Origin of the sequence: Bacillus safensis (genome assembly GCF_039619585.1) — a bacterium.
Lineage (GTDB): Bacteria > Bacillota > Bacilli > Bacillales > Bacillaceae > Bacillus > Bacillus safensis.
The window spans coordinates 997,387-1,017,615 of sequence record NZ_CP154909.1 but is presented as its reverse complement, the minus strand read 5'-3'; the positions used below and the strand labels follow the sequence as shown (position 1 = coordinate 1,017,615).

Annotated in this window: 19 protein-coding genes; 4 read left to right on the top strand and 15 right to left on the bottom strand. The window is 40.4% G+C overall.

Annotated features, from left to right (window positions below):
• Positions 1 to 9: 9 nt before the first annotated feature.
• Together addA and addB are read right to left on the bottom strand one after the other, a co-directional pair.
• A complete protein-coding gene (addA, locus tag AAYR28_RS05105; protein ID WP_070325680.1) occupies positions 10 to 3,714 on the bottom strand; it encodes a helicase-exonuclease AddAB subunit AddA in 3,705 nt (1,234 codons plus the stop codon).
• Positions 3,692 to 7,201: a helicase-exonuclease AddAB subunit AddB gene (gene addB, locus AAYR28_RS05100; protein ID WP_345808944.1), complete on the bottom strand. Its 3,510-nt coding sequence runs from the start codon at positions 7,199 to 7,201 to the stop codon at positions 3,692 to 3,694. The genes addA and addB overlap by 23 nt, the downstream gene beginning before the upstream one ends.
• 152 nt (positions 7,202 to 7,353) lie before the next feature.
• On the opposite strand from addB, the gene AAYR28_RS05095 reads away from it, so the two are divergent.
• Positions 7,354 to 7,800 carry a ferritin-like domain-containing protein gene (locus AAYR28_RS05095; RefSeq protein WP_034282153.1) on the top strand — a complete coding sequence of 149 codons (447 nt, stop codon included), beginning with the start codon at positions 7,354 to 7,356 and terminating at the stop codon, positions 7,798 to 7,800.
• 196 nt (positions 7,801 to 7,996) lie between these two features.
• Here the strand turns inward: AAYR28_RS05095 and AAYR28_RS05090 are convergent, their stop codons facing one another.
• The 3 genes from AAYR28_RS05090 to AAYR28_RS05080 are packed head-to-tail and all read right to left on the bottom strand — an operon-like array spanning position 7,997 to position 9,719.
• Positions 7,997 to 8,407: a DoxX family protein gene (locus AAYR28_RS05090; RefSeq protein WP_034282155.1), complete on the bottom strand. Its 411-nt coding sequence runs from the start codon at positions 8,405 to 8,407 to the stop codon at positions 7,997 to 7,999.
• A 57-nt stretch (positions 8,408 to 8,464) separates the two neighbouring features.
• Positions 8,465 to 9,304, bottom strand: a complete 840-nt coding sequence (locus AAYR28_RS05085; protein ID WP_034282157.1) for a M56 family metallopeptidase — start codon at positions 9,302 to 9,304, stop codon at positions 8,465 to 8,467.
• Entirely contained in the window at positions 9,297 to 9,719 is a 423-nt protein-coding gene (locus AAYR28_RS05080; protein WP_034282159.1) for a BlaI/MecI/CopY family transcriptional regulator, read from the bottom strand. Before AAYR28_RS05080 ends, AAYR28_RS05085 begins: the two co-directional genes overlap by 8 nt.
• A 266-nt stretch (positions 9,720 to 9,985) precedes the next feature.
• On the opposite strand from AAYR28_RS05080, the gene AAYR28_RS05075 reads away from it, so the two are divergent.
• Complete coding sequence (locus AAYR28_RS05075; RefSeq protein ID WP_024425494.1) at positions 9,986 to 11,131, top strand: AbrB family transcriptional regulator; 1,146 nt, start codon at positions 9,986 to 9,988, stop codon at positions 11,129 to 11,131.
• A 38-nt stretch (positions 11,132 to 11,169) separates the two neighbouring features.
• Here AAYR28_RS05075 and lepB read toward each other — a convergent pair whose 3' ends face one another.
• On the bottom strand, positions 11,170 to 11,682 hold the full coding sequence (lepB, locus tag AAYR28_RS05070; RefSeq protein ID WP_024425493.1) for a signal peptidase I: 513 nt from the start codon (positions 11,680 to 11,682) through the stop codon (positions 11,170 to 11,172).
• Complete coding sequence (locus tag AAYR28_RS05065) at positions 11,682 to 12,299, bottom strand: TVP38/TMEM64 family protein (RefSeq protein ID WP_024425492.1); 618 nt, start codon at positions 12,297 to 12,299, stop codon at positions 11,682 to 11,684. Before AAYR28_RS05065 ends, lepB begins: the two co-directional genes overlap by 1 nt.
• A gap of 156 nt (positions 12,300 to 12,455) precedes the next feature.
• Here AAYR28_RS05065 and AAYR28_RS05060 point away from each other — a divergent pair, with 156 nt between their 5' ends.
• A complete protein-coding gene (locus AAYR28_RS05060) occupies positions 12,456 to 12,818 on the top strand; it encodes a hypothetical protein (protein WP_120207352.1) in 363 nt (120 codons plus the stop codon).
• Positions 12,819 to 12,889: 71 nt separating this feature from the next.
• On the opposite strand, the gene AAYR28_RS05055 is transcribed toward AAYR28_RS05060, so the two are convergent.
• The 8 genes from AAYR28_RS05055 to AAYR28_RS05020 form a co-directional block, all read right to left on the bottom strand.
• Positions 12,890 to 13,843 (bottom strand): LCP family protein, encoded by a 954-nt coding sequence (locus AAYR28_RS05055; RefSeq protein ID WP_024425490.1) that lies wholly within the window; start codon positions 13,841 to 13,843, stop codon positions 12,890 to 12,892.
• A gap of 138 nt (positions 13,844 to 13,981) precedes the next feature.
• On the bottom strand, positions 13,982 to 14,926 hold the full coding sequence (locus AAYR28_RS05050) for a siderophore ABC transporter substrate-binding protein (protein WP_120207354.1): 945 nt from the start codon (positions 14,924 to 14,926) through the stop codon (positions 13,982 to 13,984).
• Between the two features lie 21 nt (positions 14,927 to 14,947).
• A complete protein-coding gene (locus tag AAYR28_RS05045) occupies positions 14,948 to 15,706 on the bottom strand; it encodes an ABC transporter ATP-binding protein (protein WP_056766095.1) in 759 nt (252 codons plus the stop codon).
• Positions 15,697 to 16,647: an iron chelate uptake ABC transporter family permease subunit gene (locus AAYR28_RS05040; RefSeq protein WP_024425487.1), complete on the bottom strand. Its 951-nt coding sequence runs from the start codon at positions 16,645 to 16,647 to the stop codon at positions 15,697 to 15,699. Before AAYR28_RS05040 ends, AAYR28_RS05045 begins: the two co-directional genes overlap by 10 nt.
• The gene (locus tag AAYR28_RS05035; protein ID WP_120207356.1) at positions 16,640 to 17,590 is read right to left on the bottom strand and encodes an ABC transporter permease; all 951 of its coding nucleotides are present in this window, start codon (positions 17,588 to 17,590) and stop codon (positions 16,640 to 16,642) included. Before AAYR28_RS05035 ends, AAYR28_RS05040 begins: the two co-directional genes overlap by 8 nt.
• A gap of 161 nt (positions 17,591 to 17,751) precedes the next feature.
• On the bottom strand, positions 17,752 to 18,030 hold the full coding sequence (locus tag AAYR28_RS05030) for a barstar family protein (RefSeq protein WP_024426542.1): 279 nt from the start codon (positions 18,028 to 18,030) through the stop codon (positions 17,752 to 17,754).
• Positions 18,031 to 18,312: 282 nt separating this feature from the next.
• Positions 18,313 to 18,795, bottom strand: coding sequence for a hypothetical protein (locus tag AAYR28_RS05025; protein ID WP_034282182.1), 483 nt, complete (start codon positions 18,793 to 18,795; stop codon positions 18,313 to 18,315).
• A gap of 298 nt (positions 18,796 to 19,093) precedes the next feature.
• Positions 19,094 to 19,672, bottom strand: a complete 579-nt coding sequence (locus AAYR28_RS05020; RefSeq protein WP_034282183.1) for a competence protein ComK — start codon at positions 19,670 to 19,672, stop codon at positions 19,094 to 19,096.
• 289 nt (positions 19,673 to 19,961) lie between these two features.
• Between AAYR28_RS05020 and AAYR28_RS05015 the strand changes: the two genes are divergently transcribed.
• A complete protein-coding gene (locus AAYR28_RS05015) occupies positions 19,962 to 20,198 on the top strand; it encodes an IDEAL domain-containing protein (protein ID WP_008348804.1) in 237 nt (78 codons plus the stop codon).
• Positions 20,199 to 20,229 lie beyond the last annotated feature (31 nt).

Here is a 20,229-nt window from a genome sequence, read left to right as displayed (position 1 = left end):
CCGATACATTTATAATGAAATTTCTAAATTACCATCAAAGAAATAAAGAATTTTCTCCTCTAATTTTCTGTTTGTTAAACGTTCTACTGCTTTTGCATATAACGCTATTTGAGTTTCATAGCGCTTTTTCAATATAGGTACAGCTGCTTCAAGACCGTCTGTATATCTGCCTTGCACTCTATCTGTTTTATAATCTAGTAAATATAGTTTTCCATCCGTTTCAAACAAACAGTCAATCATCCCTTGAATAAGGACAGGCTCCCCCTCTGCATCAATATGGCTGTATACCTCTTTAACAGGTAACACCATACTAAATGACACTTCTCGTTTCACCCAGTCCGCTTTCCGCAGCTTTTGACCAATAGAAGTAGAGAAGAAAGCTGCAATTCCTTCTTGATCAATTGACTGGACTTGTTCATTTGTTAGCAAGTCTCGCTGCTGTAAGAAATCGAGCAGCTGATGTATACGGATTTCATCGAAGGGCTCGTCAGAAGGAAGCGCAATATGCTGCATGACTGTATGCATTGCGGTGCCTTGCTCTGCGGCAGTGAGTGTTTTTTTCTTCATGAAAGCCGGCCGGTCATACATCGTGGCACGGGCTTTTCGAAGAGAAGAAGGAACACTATACTCATCCTGTATTTCTTTCATTCTTTTTATCTCGGAAACTGACTGCTTTGTGCCGACTTGTGAGGCCGCTAGGTATGGGTATCTCCATGAAAGTCTCTCTGCTACTTTCTCATCAGCATCACCATATTCTTCAACAGGCAGACCTTCCATCAAAGCTTGTACCACCTCGTCCTGCTGCTTCTTTTCAAGTGACATATCTTCTTTTAGAAGATCGGAAGCTTGAGTAAAAGAGATTGTGAATGCTGATGGGTGTGAAAGAACAACATCACCTGTTTCTTCTAAAATAGATGACATTGCTTGGTGACGGATGAGAGCAGGGCCAATAAAATCTAAGTATGTTTTCGATTGATAACGTTCAAAATCAGGGAGGAGCCAGTCCTCTCCGGTTGCAGCATTTTGCCATTTGCTTAATGCCTTCACCTGATTTTTGACAGAGCCGACAAGAAATAATTTTTCCTTAGCCCTTGTGAGCGCTACATATAGAACTCTCAGCTCTTCAGATAATAGCTCTTTCCTCATCTTTTTTTTCATCGCCACAAGCGGTAATGTTGCATAGCTAATTCTCAGCTCTGGATGAATATATTTGCTTCCAAAGCCTAATTCTTTATCAAGCAAGTAGGACTGGTTTAAGTCCATCATATTAAAGTTTCTGCCGAGTCCTGCGGTAAAGACGACTGGAAATTCTAATCCTTTACTGCTGTGGATCGTCATCATGCGAACAACGTCCTCTGTTTCACTGAACGTTTTTGCCGCACCAAGATCATCTCCACGCTCCTGCATTCTTTCGATAAAACGAAGAAAACGGAACAGCCCTCTAAAGGCAGCTTTTTCATACTGCTTCGCTCGATCATAAAGAGCACGGAGGTTCGCCTGTCTCTGCTTGCCTCCAGGCATCCCGCCAACGTAATCTAGATACTGCGTATCGCGGTATACTTCCCAAATCAATTCCGCTACTGAATGATTCATGGAGAAATCACGCCACTTACGCAGCAACCTGAAAAACCGTTCTAGTTTTTTGCATGTAGGGTGATCTGAATGAGTCACACTCATAAATGCCTTCACAGCATCATAATAAGTGCCTTTTTTATCACTCGTGCGAATCAGTGCCATTTCATTTTCGTCTAAATGAACAATTGGTGATCTTAATACAGCTGCAAGCGGGATATCCTGATATGGATTATCGATGACTTTTAACAGAGAAAGAATCACAGACACCTCTGTTGCTTCAAAATAACCCGAGGAAAGATTCGCATACACAGGGATTCCCTGCTTCTTCAATTCCTCCATCATTTGCGGGGCCCAAGGCATGGAGCGAAGTAAAATCACAATGTCCCGATACTGCAAGTTACGGGTCATTTGCTGTTTTGCATCGTACACTTGAAATGGCTGCTCCACCAGTTCTCTTATTTTTTTAGCAATGACTCTCGCTTCTAGTTGTACGGTCTCTAGTTCTTCTCGCTCTTCGTCAGTTTCTGCTTCCTGTTGATCTAAATGTACAAGAAGCATTTCTGTCGTTGTATCTTCGCTTTCTGGATAACTAGCTCCAAGCTTTAATTCAGCTTGTTCATCGTAATCAATTTCTCCAACTGTTTCCCCCATCAGCTGTTTGAACAAAAAGTTCGTACTGTCTAACACATCTGAACGGCTGCGGAAGTTTTTATTTAAATCAATTCTTTTCCCTGTTTCTTCGCCGTCTGGTGTAAATTGTTTATATTTGTTTAAAAAGAGCATAGGCTCAGCCAGTCTAAAACGATAAATGGACTGCTTTACATCACCAACCATAAACAGGTTGCCCTCTGCAGCATGTTCCCCTTTAGATACAAGCCTTAAAATCGTTTCCTGTACAAGGTTTGTATCCTGGTATTCATCAACGAGCACTTCTTCAAACTGCTGTTGATAGTACTTGGCCGCTTCTGTTTCAATCAAATTTCCTTCCGCGTCCTGCTCTGCTAAAATGCGTAAGCAATAATGCTCTAAATCCGAAAAATCCACGATTGATTTTTCTTGCTTCGCTCTTTCGAAACGCTGTCCAAATTGGATGACAAGCTCCACAAGTGTTTCGACCACCGGCTTCATTTCAGCTAAGCTTTTCAAATGCTGGGCGGGACTGCGCATAAAGTATTCATCTTTGAGCTTTTCTAGTTGTTTTTTTGCTTGATTGCGTGCATCTGTGGCTTTTTCTAACAGCACAGGGTCATATTCGTCCCCTTTACATGTTTTGAGCCTTTTAAAATTGATGTTTGGCAAAAGCTCGTAAAGCTTCTCAAAATCATCTTGGTGCCTGATTAATTCATTGATCTGCTCTAAATCATCTATAAAATTTTCTGCTCTCGGCGCGGGGCCACCCGGTTCTTTTGATAGGGCTAGAGCTCGTTCGAGCAGTTCCAGACAGCTTCGAAAAACGAGAGAAAGATCCTCTTTGATATATGGGTAAAACGGTAATTGTTCTACTTTTGTTTGAGCATCTACATCATAAAGAGAAAGGAATGCCCTCATCCATTGTTCAGGTGAAGGATGAGATCTGGAAAACTCATAAATTCTCTTCACAAGCCATTGCAAATCTAAATCATGACGGTCAGAAGTGTAACGATCAACCAGTTCAAAGAACGCTGGCTTTCCAGCCTTATATTCATCCTCAAACAGTTCATCTAACACTTCATCTCCTAATAATTCTCCTTCTGTTTGATCAGCCAAACGAAAGCCTGGATCAAGGTCAATCTCATAGTAAAAGGTGCGCAAAACCTGCAAACAAAAGGAGTGCAGGGTGGAAATATTGGCACGATTCATGAGCGACAGCTGTCTTCTCATATGAAGGGACCCGGGGTTCTTAGCTAATTCCTTTTCAAGTGCTTCTGTGATCCGATGCTTCATCTCTGCCGCAGATGCATTTGTGAAAGTCACAACGAGCAGACGATCCACATCAACTGGATCTTCAGGACGGGTCATTTTTCGAATCAGCCGTTCAACCAAAACAGCTGTTTTACCTGACCCTGCCGCCGCCGCAACAAGGATATCTTGTCCTTCTGAAACGATGGCTTCCCACTGGTCATCCGTCCAAGTACTGTTATTCGGTTTTGGTATTTGCATACTGATCCCCTTCTTTTTTGATCCGGTCTATCACAACATCATCCTTTTCAGATGAAAGCACTCTAAATTCATTATCCTCTATCGATTCATCAAATTGGCAAATAGACTTAAATGAACAAAAGCGGCATGGTGTTTGATCCTTCAATTTATATGGATTAATGGCTACCTCGCCATTTGTAATTCTTTCGCCTGCCTCTTCAAACGTGCGCCGAACATGCTGTGTGAGTATATGGAAATGATCTTCACTTAAAACAGCAGAGTCAGAACGGAAAGACCCATCCTTTTTCAAGCCAGCTTGAATGACTTGTGATCTTCCTGATTCAAGCGTTTGATCCATTAGCTTTACCGCTTCTACATCTTCAAGCAAAAGACCTTTCATTTTAAATTTCTTGAATATTTCCTGCTCAATTTCATCCTCTGCAAGCGGAATCGGTGCTTGAATGAGCGGATCATGAATATGGAAATATAAAATGCCAGCTGGCGTTGCTTCTACACCGAGCCACTCCTTTGAATACGTAATCGTCAGGTCTAAGTATGTGAGCATTTGCAAGGCCAGCCCATAGTATACTTCTGCTAGATCAAGGCCTTTCTCACTCGATTTGTAGTCGACGATTCTCAACAGCAGCCCTTTTGAACCTTCTGCTTTATCCACCCGGTCAATTCTTCCGACAAGCTCCATCGTGCAGCCATTTTTCAATTTAAAAGTAAACGGCGGAAGTGGCCCTTGGCCGCCAAAGCCTAACTCAAGCCCAACGGGAGAAAATCCACTCACTCTTGCATGCTCACTTAATATAGAAGAGACTCGAATCAAGATTTTCTGGAGCTTTTCTTTAATATAAGCATGTCGGTTAGAGCTTAATAGGATTTCCTTTTGAAGACGCGGTGCAAGCTGTTCGATTGCATGTCTTGAATAGTTGACACAGTCATCCTTCGTTAGGTTTTTCCAATCCTTTTTTTGTTCAACAAGCGTATCTGAAATATGCTTTAAGGCCGAGTGAAACAGCTGGCCGATATCGGGTGCTTCCAATTTATAAAATTGCCGGTCCTTTAGTTTTAACCCGTGGGAAGCAAAGTGAGAAAATGCACACGCATTGAATTTCTCCATTCTTGAAACACTGCCTTGAATGTGATCACCATAAAGTTCTTTTGTGACGTTAGGTTTTAAGCGCTTCGCTCGATTTGTAAAAAACAAACTCGACAAGATGTTTTTTGATACATCCCGATGAGATGACGTCATCAAATAATTATAGACACTCCACCATACACCACTGATGGGGTATTGGCTGAGCCATTGCTGCAGCTGCGAGACAGTATACGATAACGAGACATGCTCATTCGCTACAAATTTTAATTGCTCCTTGTCATCCAGCTGTTCCGGGTCTAACACATACAAAGTATGCTCATGATTTGGCATAAGCTCCTGACAATACTTGATAAGAGGCGAAGGCAATAGAGAGCGCCCCTCTTCATCTGACACTGAATAAGACAGATACAAATGATGAGATGGACTCGACAGCGCCTGGTAAATTAAAAATTGCTCATCTAGCAGCCGTTCTTTTCCTGTCTCTGCGAGTTCTGCTCCTGCTCGTTTTAACCACTCCCGGTCATCCTCAGACAAAACACTTTCGTCAGAAGGACGTGCGGGAATAACGCCATCATTTACCCCAATGATAAACATACACTTCACTTGATACATTCTCGATAAATCCATACTTCCGATAAATACTTGGTCGAGTGAAGGCGGAATTAAAGCGAATTTTAAAGAGGCCAATCCTGTATCCATCATCTGTTGGAATAAAGGAAATGAGAGCTCCTCCTCACCGAGCATTTCAACAAATTCATCCATTAATTGAATAACAGCATCCCATACTTGTCCATGCTGCATGGCTTCAGCTAATCTACCTGCTTCTTCAGCTTCCAGCCTAGCCTTTTCAAGTTTATCAGGCACTTGTATTTCCTCTAAAAAGACATAGACTGCCTCTACCATGTCTTTTACCTTTTGCGCTTTTTTCAGCCTTTTTTGCAATTGGAAAAGCGGCGGTGCGATCCATTCCTTTACATCATTCAGCATCTGTTCCATTTCAATTTCTTGATCTGTTTGTCCAAAATCCTCATCTAAGGATTGGAATCGTCTGTAATGGAAACGGGAACCGTTTGTCCAGCGTTCTCCTTTTACACCATAAGCAATACAGTAGTTTTCAAGCTGGTCTGCCTGTTCTCTCGCTTTGTTTTTGGCAAGTTCGAGCGGAAATAAGAACTCTGTCTTCACGCAGCGAAACACGGCCTCATAACGCCAGTTTCCTTTTATGACATCCAAGCTTGAACGAATTAATTCAATGAGCGGATGATACTGCATCGATTCATTTCCATCAATAAAAAATGGAATATCGTAATCTCGAAAAACCTCTTTTAACGTATCTTTATAGTCGTCTACATGCCGCGCTACAATCGAAATATCTCGCAGTCTAAGTCCTTCTTCTCTCACTAAATGAAGAATTTCTCTCGCTACTCCCTCAATTTCAGCTCGTTTACTCGCACTTTTAGACACTGTGAGATGAGGGGTTATTTCCTGATATGGCTTCACCGGTCTCTGCTCATATTGCCGTTCTAAATAAGCAAGATCTGGCGTATGAAGATGACGGTTATTTTTCTCCAAAATGTGCTCAGAAATGGACGCGCCGCACTCTTTAGCAAGCTGATAGAGCTGGAAATACGTTTTACCTGTCATACGAAATAAATCAAGTTCATTTGGCTGTTTATCATGATAGGAACGATCCACTGTGAAAGCAGCCGTTATTTTCTCAGCATGCAGCAAAAGCTGTTCAATGACGAGAAGCTGCTGCGGTGTAAATTGATAAAAACCATCTATATAAATGTGTGCTCCTTTTATTTCTTCAGATAAAGGAATTTGCTCCGTGAGAAGCGTCAAATAGTCTTCTGAGTGCACATATTCATCTTGTAAATGCTGCTCCATCTGCTGATAAAGAACATGCAGATCATGCAATTTCTCGGCTGCCCGTCTTTCTTCTGTATACTCTGAATGCATGCTCTGTAATGAAATTTTTTCAATATCCTCAGGCAGCATGCAGTATCTCTTGAACTCAGCCATCGTCTTTTCGATTTGCTCGACAAACCCCGGCTTATCACTCGCTTTTTTGAATACCTTAAACTTTTCTTTCTCCTCTTCAATCACTTTTCTTAAAAGCATTTGAATTCCTGTGCTTGTCACAAATTGCCGGTTCGCTCCACCAGTCTGCTGTAAAATAGACCAAGCAAGACGCGTGAAACTAAATACTTTGGCCCTGATCATCCCGCCAGCTTCAGACGTTTTTGCAAGCTCGTATTCCATTAAGAATGTCATTTGATCCGGGACTAAAAAAATGATTGGCGGACCCAACGGATCAAGCCGAAGCTGTTCTTTGATTTCCTCTAAGATTGCAGTCGTTTTTCCACTCCCCGATCTGCCTGCTAAAAACTGAATCTCCACGCTCCACAACACCTTTCTTATGTACTCATATTCTAGCGAAAATAAAAGTAAATAGCTATTTTCCCCTTCTCTTTCCTAAAAAGATATAGGCACCTTTCCTTACTCTTCTCATATCATAAACCATCATGAACTCAAAGGAGGCTGGCAATATCATGTATTACGGTTATTACGACTACCCGCCATATGACATGCGCCAAAACACAAGAATCATTTCAGACCTTGAAAAAGCAATCAATGGTGAATATTCTGCGATCCAATGCTACGAAAAACTTGCTCAAAGAGCAAAAACTCCTGAGGCAAAAAAAATCATTCAAGAAATACGTCAGGATGAAGTCAGACACTATCAACTATTTTCAAAGCTGTATTATTCTTTAACAGGTAAAAATCACAAACCAAGCGTAACAGAACCTTGTCCAGATCAATTTAGAGAAGGGCTTCTTTTCGCATTTAAAGATGAACAAAGAACAGTCGATTTTTACTTAACGATATCAGATTATGTCCGGGATCAAGGAACAAAAGAGCTGATGAAACGTATCGCTCAAGATGAACAGCAGCATGCTGTATGGTTTTTATATCTTTTAACGCACCATGTGTCTTAGATAGTCCTATTTTAATAGGAGATCGTATGTTCCGTCAAAAAATGAAATCGGCTTTTTGTTCATTCAATCTATCAAATAAAATACTATTCTCAATAAATCCCTCATCTCTTTCACTTTTTCAAACGTGAAAACGACAATTTGATAAATAAAAAAACTCCTCTGCCACAAATAGCAGAAGGAGTTTTTTCATGATCGTTTAATGAAATTTTGCTTCATTGCTTTGCTGCTGATGTTTTAGCAACCCATCAATGGACAGCATCTTACTGCCGCTGAGTGTTAAATAAAGGGCCATGACAAGCAGCGATAGTTCAAATTCATAACCGCCAACAAATCCTTTAGAAAAACCAACCGTAATAATCGCCACAGCCATAATTGGTACAAATAATGCTGCGAAAATACGTGTTCCTAGACCTAAAATCAAGGCGATACCACCGACCAGCTCAATTGTCTTTACAATATAGGCCATAAATTCCGGTACACCGATTTGTCCAAAGAATGCCGCTGTTCCCCCCAGACCTCCTTGATATGCCTGAAGTCCGTGTAGAAAGAAGATAATACCTAAAATAACACGTACAAAAAGTGTTCCTATTTCTTGATTCGTTTTCATATAGTGATTTCCTCCTGTTTTTACACTACATAATGTAATGTTAATAAGTAAAAAAAATTAGTAATTTAGGTTAAGCATAATCATTAAGGCCACCATGAGAATGGTTGATGTGACAATGGGAATGATGGGTACATTGAAAGGAATATTGTATGTTGGATTTAAGATCTTCTGTATTCTTAAATTCAATGCCCGATCTCCAAAGGATACCGCAAACTTCGTTTGTTTTTGAAACTGCGTTCTCTTTTTAATCAGCTTCAAAAGGGCTTGCCCTACTCCAAGCTCAGTGCCTGTCTGCCGAATCGCATAGTCATCTGCGATCACTTCACGAAAAACGGAATAGCTTTGTCTCATATGCTTTAACACTGGAATGTACCAAATGACTTTTGTGAGCATTGAGAATGTGAAAGCCTTTAAAGGATCATAGCTGTATTTGTGGTGTAATTCATGATAAACAACAGCGTCAATCTCCTCTTCATCCAGCATGTCCATGAGAGACGTTGATAAGTAAACCTTTGGGTGAAGCATCCCCATGGCAAAAGCAAGCGGTTCATGACAATGAAACACAATGATGTCATTTGCATATTTCTCAGATAAAGATTCGGTCGAGTGGTAATCGACTGCAAGCATCAGATTTTGCTTGAATTGAATGTACGTTTTGATTTGCTTCGTCATATAGAAAATCGCAAATCCCAGTGTGTAGAGGACTAAAGCATCTAGAAAATATTTCAAAGGAGTGAATCCATAGAATTCGAGAACAGACTGGCATACATGAATAAGATTATATGCTTGATTCCAGCCAAAAAAGCTTGAAAGCACGTAATAACCCATCTGATAAAAAATCGTTAAACCAATCAATATACCGCCTAAAAACAGCAGGCTCGATTTCATTTTATTCATTTTGCTGCTCCTCTTTTTTGGATGCCAGCCTTGCTTCAAGCACTTTGAGTAATTCAGGGTCAGCACTTTCAATTGCATCCACCATATGATTCACTGCCAGTGGACCAAAATCGTCCATCAGCCCTTGGGTAATCCATTTTGTCTGCTCATTTAGAAATTCTTCTTTTGTTAAAATGGGATTATAAATAGATGAACGCCCTTTTGTTTTCTTCTCGACAATTCCCTTTTCGGTTAAGCGGTTCAGCACAGTCATCACCGTGTTGAAATTAATCGGCTTCTCATCTGACAGCTTCTGCTGCACTTCTTTAATCGGCATACCCTCACCTTGATAAAGGATCTCCATAATCCTTCCCTCTAAAGGACCGAAAAAGCGATTCAAACCCTTTTCATTATATTTAAAAGAAGGAATTTTCATGTCATCACCTCACACTAAGGATTGTAGTGTAATTGAAAATGATAGTCAACAGATAACCAAAATAGGGGAAAATCGTTGTATATTGTTTTTGTTTTTGGTAAAAATTATATCTTCACTTTTATCAAGAGGCTATCTTGCTCTTGATAAGATAATCTTATGAAAAAGGTAAAAAAATTCGTATTTTATTTATAAAGACTTTTGTATTATAGTAAAGATAACAACATTTCACTTACTGAACAAATTTATAGGAAGAAGGTTTACATGTGATGAAACAAGGAAACAGCCTTCGAACCGATCTCATTTTGATCGCGATAAGCGGTTTAGGTGGATTTCTTTTGTCTTTAACAGGAATGTCTATTGGCTGGATGGTCGGTACATTAATTACAGCTGCATTTATTGCCATGCGACGTCCCACCCTGTTTCAGCGTAAAGGAAACAACACCTTGCGTATTCACAGCAGATGGCTACTCCTTGGTCAATTCATTCTCGGAATCGAACTCGGACAGAAAATGAACATGAAAGTTCTTCATATTTTCGCTGAACATTGGCTTCCTGTGAGTTTCATGCTCGTTTTTTCTATTCTACTGGCGATGCTCTCTGGCTTTGCCTTATGGAAGCTGAGTAAAACAGATATGCTGACCAGCTTTGTCGGAACAGCCCCAGGCGGTTTATCTGCTATGCCAGGGATTGCCCAAGAGGTTGGAGCAAATACAGCCGTTGTCAGTCTCGTACAAACAACACGTGTATTAATGGTGGTACTCACCATCCCATTTACGGTGTTCTATTTAAATACAAAAAATCCAGCGGATGCAGCTGCAGGCGTGCAAGGGAGCGCCTTTTCATCCGGCGTTTTCACCCTGTCAAATATCTCGTGGACTGCTGCACTTATTTTAGGTGCCTGGCTTATGTCACGCCTCGCGGTTCGGCTTCATTTCCCTGCCCCTTGGCTGATTGGCAGCATGTTAGGAGTTGCAGCTCTTCAAGTAGGTGCAGGTGCGCTCATAGGTCATGATTTGATTCCTTATTGGCCAGCACAAGCGAATATCGCATCACAGGTATTTCTCGGTGCAACCATCGGTTCAAAAATGAATAAACAGATGTTTGTCGGGCTAAAAAACACGTTAATTGTAGCCGTCGTCAGCTCAGCAGGATTGATTGCTGCAACGGTTCTCAGTTCAATTGCCATTGCAGAGGTCACAGGCATTTCTGTCATTACAGCCATTCTTGCCTTTTCGCCTGGCGGTATTGCAGAAATGGCAACAACAGCAGTCACACTCCATGAGGACTCAACCTTTGTAGTAGCTGTACAAGTCGTTAGAATCATTCTTGTCATTGCGATGCTGCCACCGTTTTTTCGATTCTTACATCATGTCTGGGCAAAAAGACATCCTGAATATAAAGCCGCAAAATAAAAAAAGAGACGCTTTGCATGTGCAGAGCGTCTCTTTTTTTATTCATCCTGATTTCTTTTGACACCAACTACTTGATCCTTTGAAATCGTTCCAAAATGCCGGCTGTCGAAGCTATGTATTCGGTTATCTCCGATTACGAAGTAATGGTTTTTTTTGATTTTATCTTGTCCTGTGATGGCTTTCAGCTGAAAATCTCCTGTCAGGACATTCCCCATTTTATGTTTTTTCTGCTCTTTTAAATAGGGTTCTTTCCATTTTTCCCCATTAACAAATAACTGATCATCTACATACTTGATCGATTCTCCTGGGAGCCCAATGACCCTTTTGATCAAAATTTGATTTTTAGGGCCGTGAAATAACACATAATCAAACCGGCTAATTTTCGTGAGTTTTGGCGAGAACTTGTTGATTAATAATTCTGTTCCATCTGTAAATGTGGGGTCCATACTAACCCCTTCTACTTTATACTTCACAAACATGAAATTCTTTACCTGGAACAATAAGACGATGCATGTAATAATCATCAACCATAGCAATGGCTTCTTTTTCATTAAGAGCCTCCTTTGTCCTCACGCTTGCTCATTCGAATATTCAACCTATTTTCTACTCTCTTTCCAACATACCATAATAAAACAATAACTAGAACCGCAAAAACACTTCTTAACGGATTCTTTACTAAAGCAGAAAGATCATAACCGATAAAACTAATGATAAAGAGCATGACACACTTACCAGCTAAAGCAGCTAATGAAAATTGCCACATGCTAATTCTTGATAAGCCTGCGACAACATTGACAGCCGCAGAAGGTGTAAAAGGAAAGCAGAGTAAAATAAATAACGGACCAAATCCCCGCTTCTCCACCCAAAGCATTAATTTCTTAATGGAAGGGTGTCTGCTGATAAAGTTCAGCATTCTCATCTGTCCAAATTTTCTGATCAGTAAAAAGACAAGAATAGAACCTGCACTTGCACCGATCCAGGTTAATAAAAAGCCTTCCCAAAGGCCGAATGCATTCGCATTTGCCACCGCAAACGCCACGAGTGGTAAAAACGGAAGAAATGCTTCAATCAGAGGAAGCAATATAGCGACAATTGGTCCAAAGGCCTTGTAGCTTTCAAAAAATGATGTGATATTTTCATGAGTAAATAGAGAAAGAAATGATGTCAACTTGTTTGACTCCTTCAAGGTTTGTCTACATTTCATTTTACATGGAAAACATAAAAATATACAAATGAATACCACTCGCCCCCTTGAGATTGTTTGACTCATTCGATATAATAAATAAGAACGTTTGTTCTATTTTTAAAGAAAGCAGGCTTGGACATGACGAGACTATCAAGAATACAGCTTCAGATGATGGAACAGGCCATCTTTCTCCCAATGGTCATCTCCATCCTCAATCGTGATCTGACACACTTAAAACAACATCAAACATTTAAATTAAATGAACCATACATTCAGCTTGTGACCTCCGTGTTAAAGGAAGCACAGAAAGCACTTTACGAACTGAAGCAGCATTTACGTAAAGAAAACATGAAGGTACAGCAAATGGAACACGATGAAGGATTTACAACGTATCTATTTATCATAAATGGCTATGAAGAAAAGCATAAATACTTTAATCCGCGTATACGTCACCGGGTAGAGGAACTGCTGACTGGATATTTTCTGCATCAAGCAAATTAACTTCTTGCTGAAATGCGGCGTGGTACCCATTCAAAGAAAAAAGCCTGCCGCGGCGGCAGGCTCCTTCTTATTTATGATAATTCAAGCTGTTTTCTCAGCTCTGTTCTAACTTCTTCTAATCCTGGTCCATCTAACTCAAAGTAATACACATTCCCAGGCTGATAATCATGGCCCTTTAGCTGAATCGTATCCACTGATTTCAATGAGCTCAGTAATGGAAAAAGACCGATGAACTGCTTCATGGAAAGATTGGTTGAGACATTATCACCAAGCGTATCAATGATGTTGTCATATGACGGGATCGAAGAAATCGATTTAGATTTTTCGAAGATGGCTTGAAGTGCCTCCATTTGACGTTTTCCGCGCATGAGGTCACTATCTGCTTTTCTCGTTCTCACAAAGGCTAAAGCTTCTTCACCATTTAACGTATGTGTTCCTGTTTGCACATGAACTTTCCCTTTTGAATCCTTTTCCATTTGTTTTGCGATGCCTTCATCTTTAATCGTTACGTCAATTCCATTTAGCTCATCCACAATGTCTTGAAACGCCTTAAAGTTCCCTGAAATCACATAGTCTACAGGAATGTTCAACAAGTTTTCGACCGTTTTGACTGACAAATCTGCACTCCCAAACGCATGGGCGTGAGCAATTTTATCATATCCTCTCCCTGGTATATCCACATAAGCATCACGAGGAATACTGAGAAGCTTAATGGTTTTGTCTGTTCGATTCACCGCCGCCAGTAAGACCGCATCACTTCTTGCTTCGTCTACCGTTTCACCTGGACGGCTGTCAATTCCAAGCAGCAGCACCGAAAAGCTGTCCTTTCCTGGATCAAAAGCTTTCACACGCTTTTGCGAGGTGTCTCCTCTTTCTAATGATACTTGCGCCTTATTCGACGCTTTTGAAATTTTATAGTATGCGTATCCAGTCACGGACACTGCCATCACCATGACAAATGCCATGATAAACAGCACGGCTTTTACCCAAGGCCTTAGTCTTCTTTTTGATCTTTTTTCCTTCATCCTTTCCGAACCCTCACTCTATCTTAGTCTATCAATGTAGGTTCCACTATAACATATTTTAATGAAAGTTTCCTGCATGCAACATATTTTTATGAATCCACAATAAAAAAGCCGCTCAAGATGAGCAGCTTTCGTCCATTATTTTTGGCTAATTCCTTGTTTTATTTCATCAATCATGGCAGTGAATGATTCAAGGCCGCCGCCAGATAAATACCACATGTCAGAGTTCAAATACACCACATGGTTGTTTTTGACTGCTTTCACTGATTTCACATAATCATTTTCAACAAGCTGTTTCGCAGACGTTTCTTCTCCGATCGCTGCGCCTCGGTCAACGACAAATAGATAATCTGGGTTCGTTTTGACCATGTATTCATACGAAATGCTTTGTCCGTGTTTATCAGATGGCTCAAGCTTTTGATCTGCCGGTGTGATACCAAACACATCGTGGATAAGACCGTATCTTGACTTAGGACCAAAGGCTGTCATTTTGCTGTCGTTCGCCATGATTACCAGTCCATTTTTCTTTAACTCTTTTGCTTCTTTCTTTAAAGCATCCACTTTTTGATCAATGGCAGCAAGTTCTTCTTTGACTTTGTCTTCTTTATCAAAAATCTTGCCTAAAGTTGCGGCATTCTTTTTAAATGATTCCATATAATTGGCATTGTCTACATCCATATAAATCGTAGGGGCAATTTCAGAAAATTCATCGAATGCATCTGCTTGACGGTGCTGGATAATGATTAAATCCGGCTTGATTTCTGCAATTTTTTCAAAGTTCGGCTCTTTTAATCCGCCGACATTTTCATATTTGTCTCCTTCATATTTAGACAAATATTTAGGTACCACTTGTTTCGGTAAAGCTGTTACATTCACACCTAGTTTGTCTAGCGTATCAAGGCTTCCCATATCAAACACGACCACTTTTTTCGGGTTTTTCTTGATCTTTACACCATCCTTATTCAGCATGTCTTTTACCGTCACAGTTTCTTCTTTAATTCCTTCTGTTTTTCCTTGATTTCCGCAGGCAGCGAGTACCACGATCGCTGTTAATACAGTCATCATCCATATCCATTTTTTCATACGTGATCACCTCTTTATTTTTTAAGAAAAATATAAGCAAATACGCTCACCGCGAATAACTTCAATCGGTATGCGCATGTCATAAATTTGTTCAAGTGCATCTGTTTGAATCACTTCGTCCACTCCACCTTCTTTAATAACCTGTCCATCTTTTAAGGCGACGATATGATCGGAATACACAGAAGCAAAGTTAATATCATGAAGAACCACAACAATTGTTTTCCCAAGATCTTTGACGAGCTGCTGAAAGAGCTTCATCATCTCGACAGAATGATTCATATCCAAATTGTTTAAAGGCTCATCTAAGAAAATATAATCTGTATCCTGCGCCAGCACCATTGCAATAAAGGCTCTTTGTCTTTGTCCACCGCTCAGTTCATTTACATATTGATGCTGGATATCAGCAAGCTTCATGTATTGGAGGGACACATCGATCATCTTCTCATCCTCTTTAGTCAGACGGCCCTGTGAGTAAGGGAAACGGCCAAAACTGACAAGCTCCCGAACGGTCAGCCGCACATTCATATGATTGGCCTGCTTTAAAATACTCATCTTCTTCGCAAGTTCCTGCGGAGGGTATGCGCTATAGGGCTTGTCTTCTAAATAAGCTGCACCTGAGTCTGGCTGAATCAGCCGGCTCATAATGGATAAAAGCGTGCTTTTCCCCGCACCATTCGGACCAATGAGAGAGGTCAGTTGTCCCTTTTTCACACTGATTGTTGTGTCGTGAAGCACTGTTTTTCCGTTATACGTCTTACTGACGCCCTTCATCAAGACCATGAACGACTCTCCTTTAACAGTAAATAAATAAAATACAGTCCGCCGACTAAATCAATCAACACACTAAGCGGCGTTTGAAAAGTAAATACCTTTTCTACAAGAAATTCCCCGCCTACAAGGGCAATCACACTAATAAAAAAAGAGCCTAATAGCAAGTATGTATGCCGGTATGTCCGAAAAAGCTCTCGTGCGACGTTTACGACGAGTAAGCCGAGGAACGTAATCGGTCCGACAAGTGCCGTTGCGATAGACACAAGGACAGCTATTACGATCAGCATCTTTTTTGTGACACTGTCGTAGTCAATGCCTAGATTCACCGCATGCTCCTTCCCAAGAGACATGACATCTAATTTGGAGCGGAATGTCCAAATGTAAACACACAGCGCCGCAAATAAAACAGAAGCAATCAGTAAGATGTCCGTGTTCATGTGATTAAAGCTTGCAAAGGATTTATCCTGTACGACTTGATATTCATTCGGATCGATCAGCATTTCCATAAACGAAGAAAGACTTTTGAACAATGTCCCAAACACAATTCCAACAAGCAGAAGCAAGAAAATATGTTTATTTTTGCGTTTGAACATGACTGTATACAGCAGCACAGAAAATAGAATCATCAGCCCAACGCAAAGGAAAAAATTAAAATTCTTATTGACGATCATTAAATGAGTCGACCCAAACACATAAATAATCGCTGTTTGCAAAAACAAGTACAGTGCGTCTAAACCCAATATGCTCGGCGTTAAGATTCGATTGTTGGTCAAAGTTTGGAAAACAACAGATGAAAAGGCAATCGCGCCTCCCGTTAATGTCATCGCAAGCACTTTCTTTAAACGACTTGGGACTGTGTACGGCCAGTACCCCATTTGAAAGGTAATAAAAATTACGATCAACACGGCTGCAATGGCTGCAATCAGGCATAATATACGTTTCTTATGCATAGCGTTTCCTCCTTAATAACATGTACAGGAAGATCGCACTTCCGATGATGCCTACCATGAGTCCAACTGATATTTCATATGGATAAATGATCACCCTTCCGAGCACATCACAAATCAGAACAAAAATAGCTCCTAGTAAAGCTGTATGCGGGAGGCTTTTTTTCAAGTGATCGCCGCGGTAGATCGATACAATATTCGGAATGATTAATCCAAGGAATGGCAGCATTCCGACAGTTAAAATGGTGACAGACGTAATCATTGAAACGATCACCAACCCAACCGCCATCACACGTTTATACGTTAAACCTAAGTTAACGGCAAAGCTCTCGCCCATGCCTGCCACTGTAAAGCGGTCAGCATATAAATACGCAATGATCAATAGTGGAACGCTCACATAGAGCAGTTCATAACGCCCTTGGACAATAAGAGAAAAATCTCCTTGAAGCCATGTGGATACGTTTTGGATCAAATCATATTTATAGGCTATAAACGTAGATATTGAACTGACAATCCCCCCAAACATTAAGCCGACTAATGGTACATAAATCGTATCGTTCACCTTAATATGCCGCAGGATTTTTAAGAAAAGAAGATTCCCAGCTAAAGTAAATAGAAACGCAATCCCCATTTTCATAAGCGGATTCGCTTGTGTAAAAACAAGCATTGCTACTAAAATACCAAGCTTCGCCCAATCCATCGTTCCTGCAGTGGTTGGTGAAACAAATTTATTCCTCGTCATGCTTTGCATAATAAAGCCGCATAAACTAAGGCTCATACCAGCAAGCACAATACTCACGAGACGCGGGAGGCGGCTTGAAACTAACGTGTGCACTTGTTCATCTGTTAAATGAAACAGCTGTAAAATGGACAGATCCTGTACACCGACAAACAGAGATATACATGCCAAACATACAAATAACAAACTTAATTGATACAATTTCATACAGGTTTCTCACTTTCTATCAAGCTCTATCCGCCACAAATGATTATCATTATCAATTAAGCGACAGTTCATATATTATCACATCTAGTGAAATATTCAATAGCGGTATGAAAAAGACGCACACTCAAAAAAACAGCCTGCGGCAGCGGCTGCTTTTTTCATCATGATTGAATATTCAATTGAAATTGTCCCTTCAATTCCTCTTCTGCTTCTTGAAATAACTGACGCAAGCTCTCAGCATAATCACCAAGAGCGTCTTTGCTCGTTTGAAAATTCACCCATGTCAGCTCTACTGGAAGAGTCACCTCTCCTGTCAAACAGTCCCAAAGGGCATCAAGATTTTTTCCGTAATAGTCAGGAAGGTGTAAAACTGTTTTCAGCTGGTCATGAAGCTCTTCTTGCGACCTGCACGCTGCACCGTCAAGCTGCACTTTTTTCATGTTCATCTTCCCCTCTCCTCTCTATATTTTAAACGAATTGGAGGAGAAAGAGAAAGATGGACATCTTACTTTTGTTTCTGCCCGACACCTGAGATCAACAAAATGAGGAAGGCAGCAAAAGAAGCTGGCGTTGGCATTTATCCATTAAGTCCTTATTGTTTCGAAAGGGATTACTGCTAGAATTCGCCTGTACGGACGAAAGCATGATTCAAGAGGGCGTACGCCGTTTAAAGAAAATACTTCACATCTAAAAAAGCCTGGAAGGTTTACTTCCAAGCTTTTTTAGGATGATTGCTGAATCTGACCCACTTCTTCCATAAATGCGGCTGTCTGCTGCAAGCCATCCTGAAAATGATGGGTAGCGGAAATAAACAGCTTTTCTTGATCGGGATGCTTCAAGAGCTTTTCCACCTTACTGATCCCTTTTTCAAATGAAGCAAGGCCTGTCTTTAATTGTTGATCGGCCTTTTGATAAGCAGCTGGAACTTCTTGATGATCAAGCCCTTTTTGAATCACACGATCAAATGCTTTCGTCGCTTCTGTCAATTTTTTATTTGTTTGGATCTTTCCATGTCCATCTGAGATAAACTGACCGGTCATATTTTCATATGCTTTATTTAACTCATCCATATAAGACTGCACCCATTGTTCATAAGCAGCTTCTTTTGTGTCTTGCTTTGAAGGCGGCTGACCTGCTTGCTGACAGGCTGCTAGTAATGTCAAAGTTAGGATAAATAGCAGCACCAAATGTGATTGTTTTTTCATACAGAGCCTCCATTTCTTCATCCCATTCGTTCATATCGGTCAAATATAAGCATCCTTTACCACATAAGATTTCTTTTATTGTAACAGACAAGCTCGTGTCTCTTCTGTGCTTTATGGATAAATGAATGAAAATATGTCTAAGGATTCACATTTCCCTGTCATTTCCCAAACAACCAATAGACGACGAGACATACGTATTTGGTTTCAATGAATTCTTCTTTATGATGTAGCGGCGCCTTTTTGCATTTCATTCATGCTGGATAAGAGGTCCAGCGGCTGCTCTGCCGCTGGCTTTTGACTAATATTTGTTTCGAAGCTCCCTTAATATAAAATCGTATACGAGATTGAGCTGCTGTTCTTTTGGATACAGCATAAATTCTTGTTTCTTCGGAAGACCTCCATCGAGACGATCTTGAAATTTCGTTCGGAGATATGCTGTCCGGTGCACCTGACTCTCAAATGATTTATATGAGACATCAAGTTTGACGGTTTGCTCGTTTGTAAAGGTGACCACCGTGTCTCCGAGGGATGATTCTTGGAAGGTATGAATGTATTTGTGGGAGATCCAGCCGCACTGAGGACGGTTGGATGAATAGGTTGGGAAAAAATACAGATGATTGGATGAGTCAATCACAATTGGGGGTTTGTGAGAAATTCCTGTTACTTCGTATGTTCCCGCCTTTCTGCCTGCATAGCTTGAGCCGAAGAATCTGCAGCTGCGTTCAATAATTTGCAGGGGCTTTAATTCAACGTAAAAGCTTGTCTCTCTTTCTATAACTTTTGAATATACTCTTTTTCCTTCTTCAACTGGAAGGACCGCCATTGTTGTTTGATTAATGACGTATGAATCTAAAGGTGTTTCACTAATTCCTGACACTTCATTTCCTCCTGTGTTAATATTTGGTTATTTGAGATACTATTAATCTATCACCAACATATAAGAAACGACAGGATTTTTTCAAAATTTATTAAAAATCATCTTTTTATCATATTTTTTAGTCCATTCGATCTATCGAAAAGCCATTTTTAAAGATATATCACATCCTGTCGATTGGACAAGAGGTGTCGATTCTGCTCAAAAATAAATTGTCTAAAAATTATAAATTCTTGTTGATTTTTTCTCCGCCAATCCATATACTATAAAAAAGGCATCGGGGGGATTCTTTATGAAAGAGAAAAAAACGTATGCTGAGCTCATGAAGTCCCGCAACACCCAAAAAACCGAAGAAAACGGCGTCACCATTTTAGACATCTATATTCAAATGGTTTTAGATGAGGCGCTTTATAAACAGCGCTTAACCTTCCTAAGAGAAGAGATTGATAAGGCACTGGATCAGCGTGATGAAAAGCGATTCAATGACTTGTCAGCTCAATATGCAGAACACTGCTTACATCAATCATGATGATTTTACTTGCGGCAGAGAGACAGTAACT

What these genes read in the sequence shown, in the direction of transcription:
- AAYR28_RS05095 (WP_034282153.1), top strand. Translation starts at nt 7,354, where the DNA reads ATGTATTACGGTTATTACGACTACCCGCCATATGACATGCGCCAAAAC.
- AAYR28_RS05045 (WP_056766095.1), bottom strand. Translation starts at nt 15,706, where the DNA reads ATGGTCTTGATGAAGGGCGTCAGTAAGACGTATAACGGAAAAACAGTG.
- AAYR28_RS05075 (WP_024425494.1), top strand. Translation starts at nt 9,986, where the DNA reads ATGAAACAAGGAAACAGCCTTCGAACCGATCTCATTTTGATCGCGATA.
- AAYR28_RS05035 (WP_120207356.1), bottom strand. Translation starts at nt 17,590, where the DNA reads ATGAAATTGTATCAATTAAGTTTGTTATTTGTATGTTTGGCATGTATA.
- lepB (WP_024425493.1), bottom strand. Translation starts at nt 11,682, where the DNA reads ATGAAAAAGAAGCCATTGCTATGGTTGATGATTATTACATGCATCGTC.
- AAYR28_RS05085 (WP_034282157.1), bottom strand. Translation starts at nt 9,304, where the DNA reads ATGAATAAAATGAAATCGAGCCTGCTGTTTTTAGGCGGTATATTGATT.
- AAYR28_RS05060 (WP_120207352.1), top strand. Translation starts at nt 12,456, where the DNA reads ATGACGAGACTATCAAGAATACAGCTTCAGATGATGGAACAGGCCATC.
- AAYR28_RS05055 (WP_024425490.1), bottom strand. Translation starts at nt 13,843, where the DNA reads ATGAAGGAAAAAAGATCAAAAAGAAGACTAAGGCCTTGGGTAAAAGCC.
- AAYR28_RS05040 (WP_024425487.1), bottom strand. Translation starts at nt 16,647, where the DNA reads ATGCATAAGAAACGTATATTATGCCTGATTGCAGCCATTGCAGCCGTG.
- AAYR28_RS05015 (WP_008348804.1), top strand. Translation starts at nt 19,962, where the DNA reads ATGAAAGAGAAAAAAACGTATGCTGAGCTCATGAAGTCCCGCAACACC.
- AAYR28_RS05050 (WP_120207354.1), bottom strand. Translation starts at nt 14,926, where the DNA reads ATGAAAAAATGGATATGGATGATGACTGTATTAACAGCGATCGTGGTA.
- AAYR28_RS05025 (WP_034282182.1), bottom strand. Translation starts at nt 18,795, where the DNA reads ATGAAAAAACAATCACATTTGGTGCTGCTATTTATCCTAACTTTGACA.
- AAYR28_RS05090 (WP_034282155.1), bottom strand. Translation starts at nt 8,407, where the DNA reads ATGAAAACGAATCAAGAAATAGGAACACTTTTTGTACGTGTTATTTTA.
- AAYR28_RS05030 (WP_024426542.1), bottom strand. Translation starts at nt 18,030, where the DNA reads ATGAAAAAAGTGCAGCTTGACGGTGCAGCGTGCAGGTCGCAAGAAGAG.
- addA (WP_070325680.1), bottom strand. Translation starts at nt 3,714, where the DNA reads ATGCAAATACCAAAACCGAATAACAGTACTTGGACGGATGACCAGTGG.
- AAYR28_RS05080 (WP_034282159.1), bottom strand. Translation starts at nt 9,719, where the DNA reads ATGAAAATTCCTTCTTTTAAATATAATGAAAAGGGTTTGAATCGCTTT.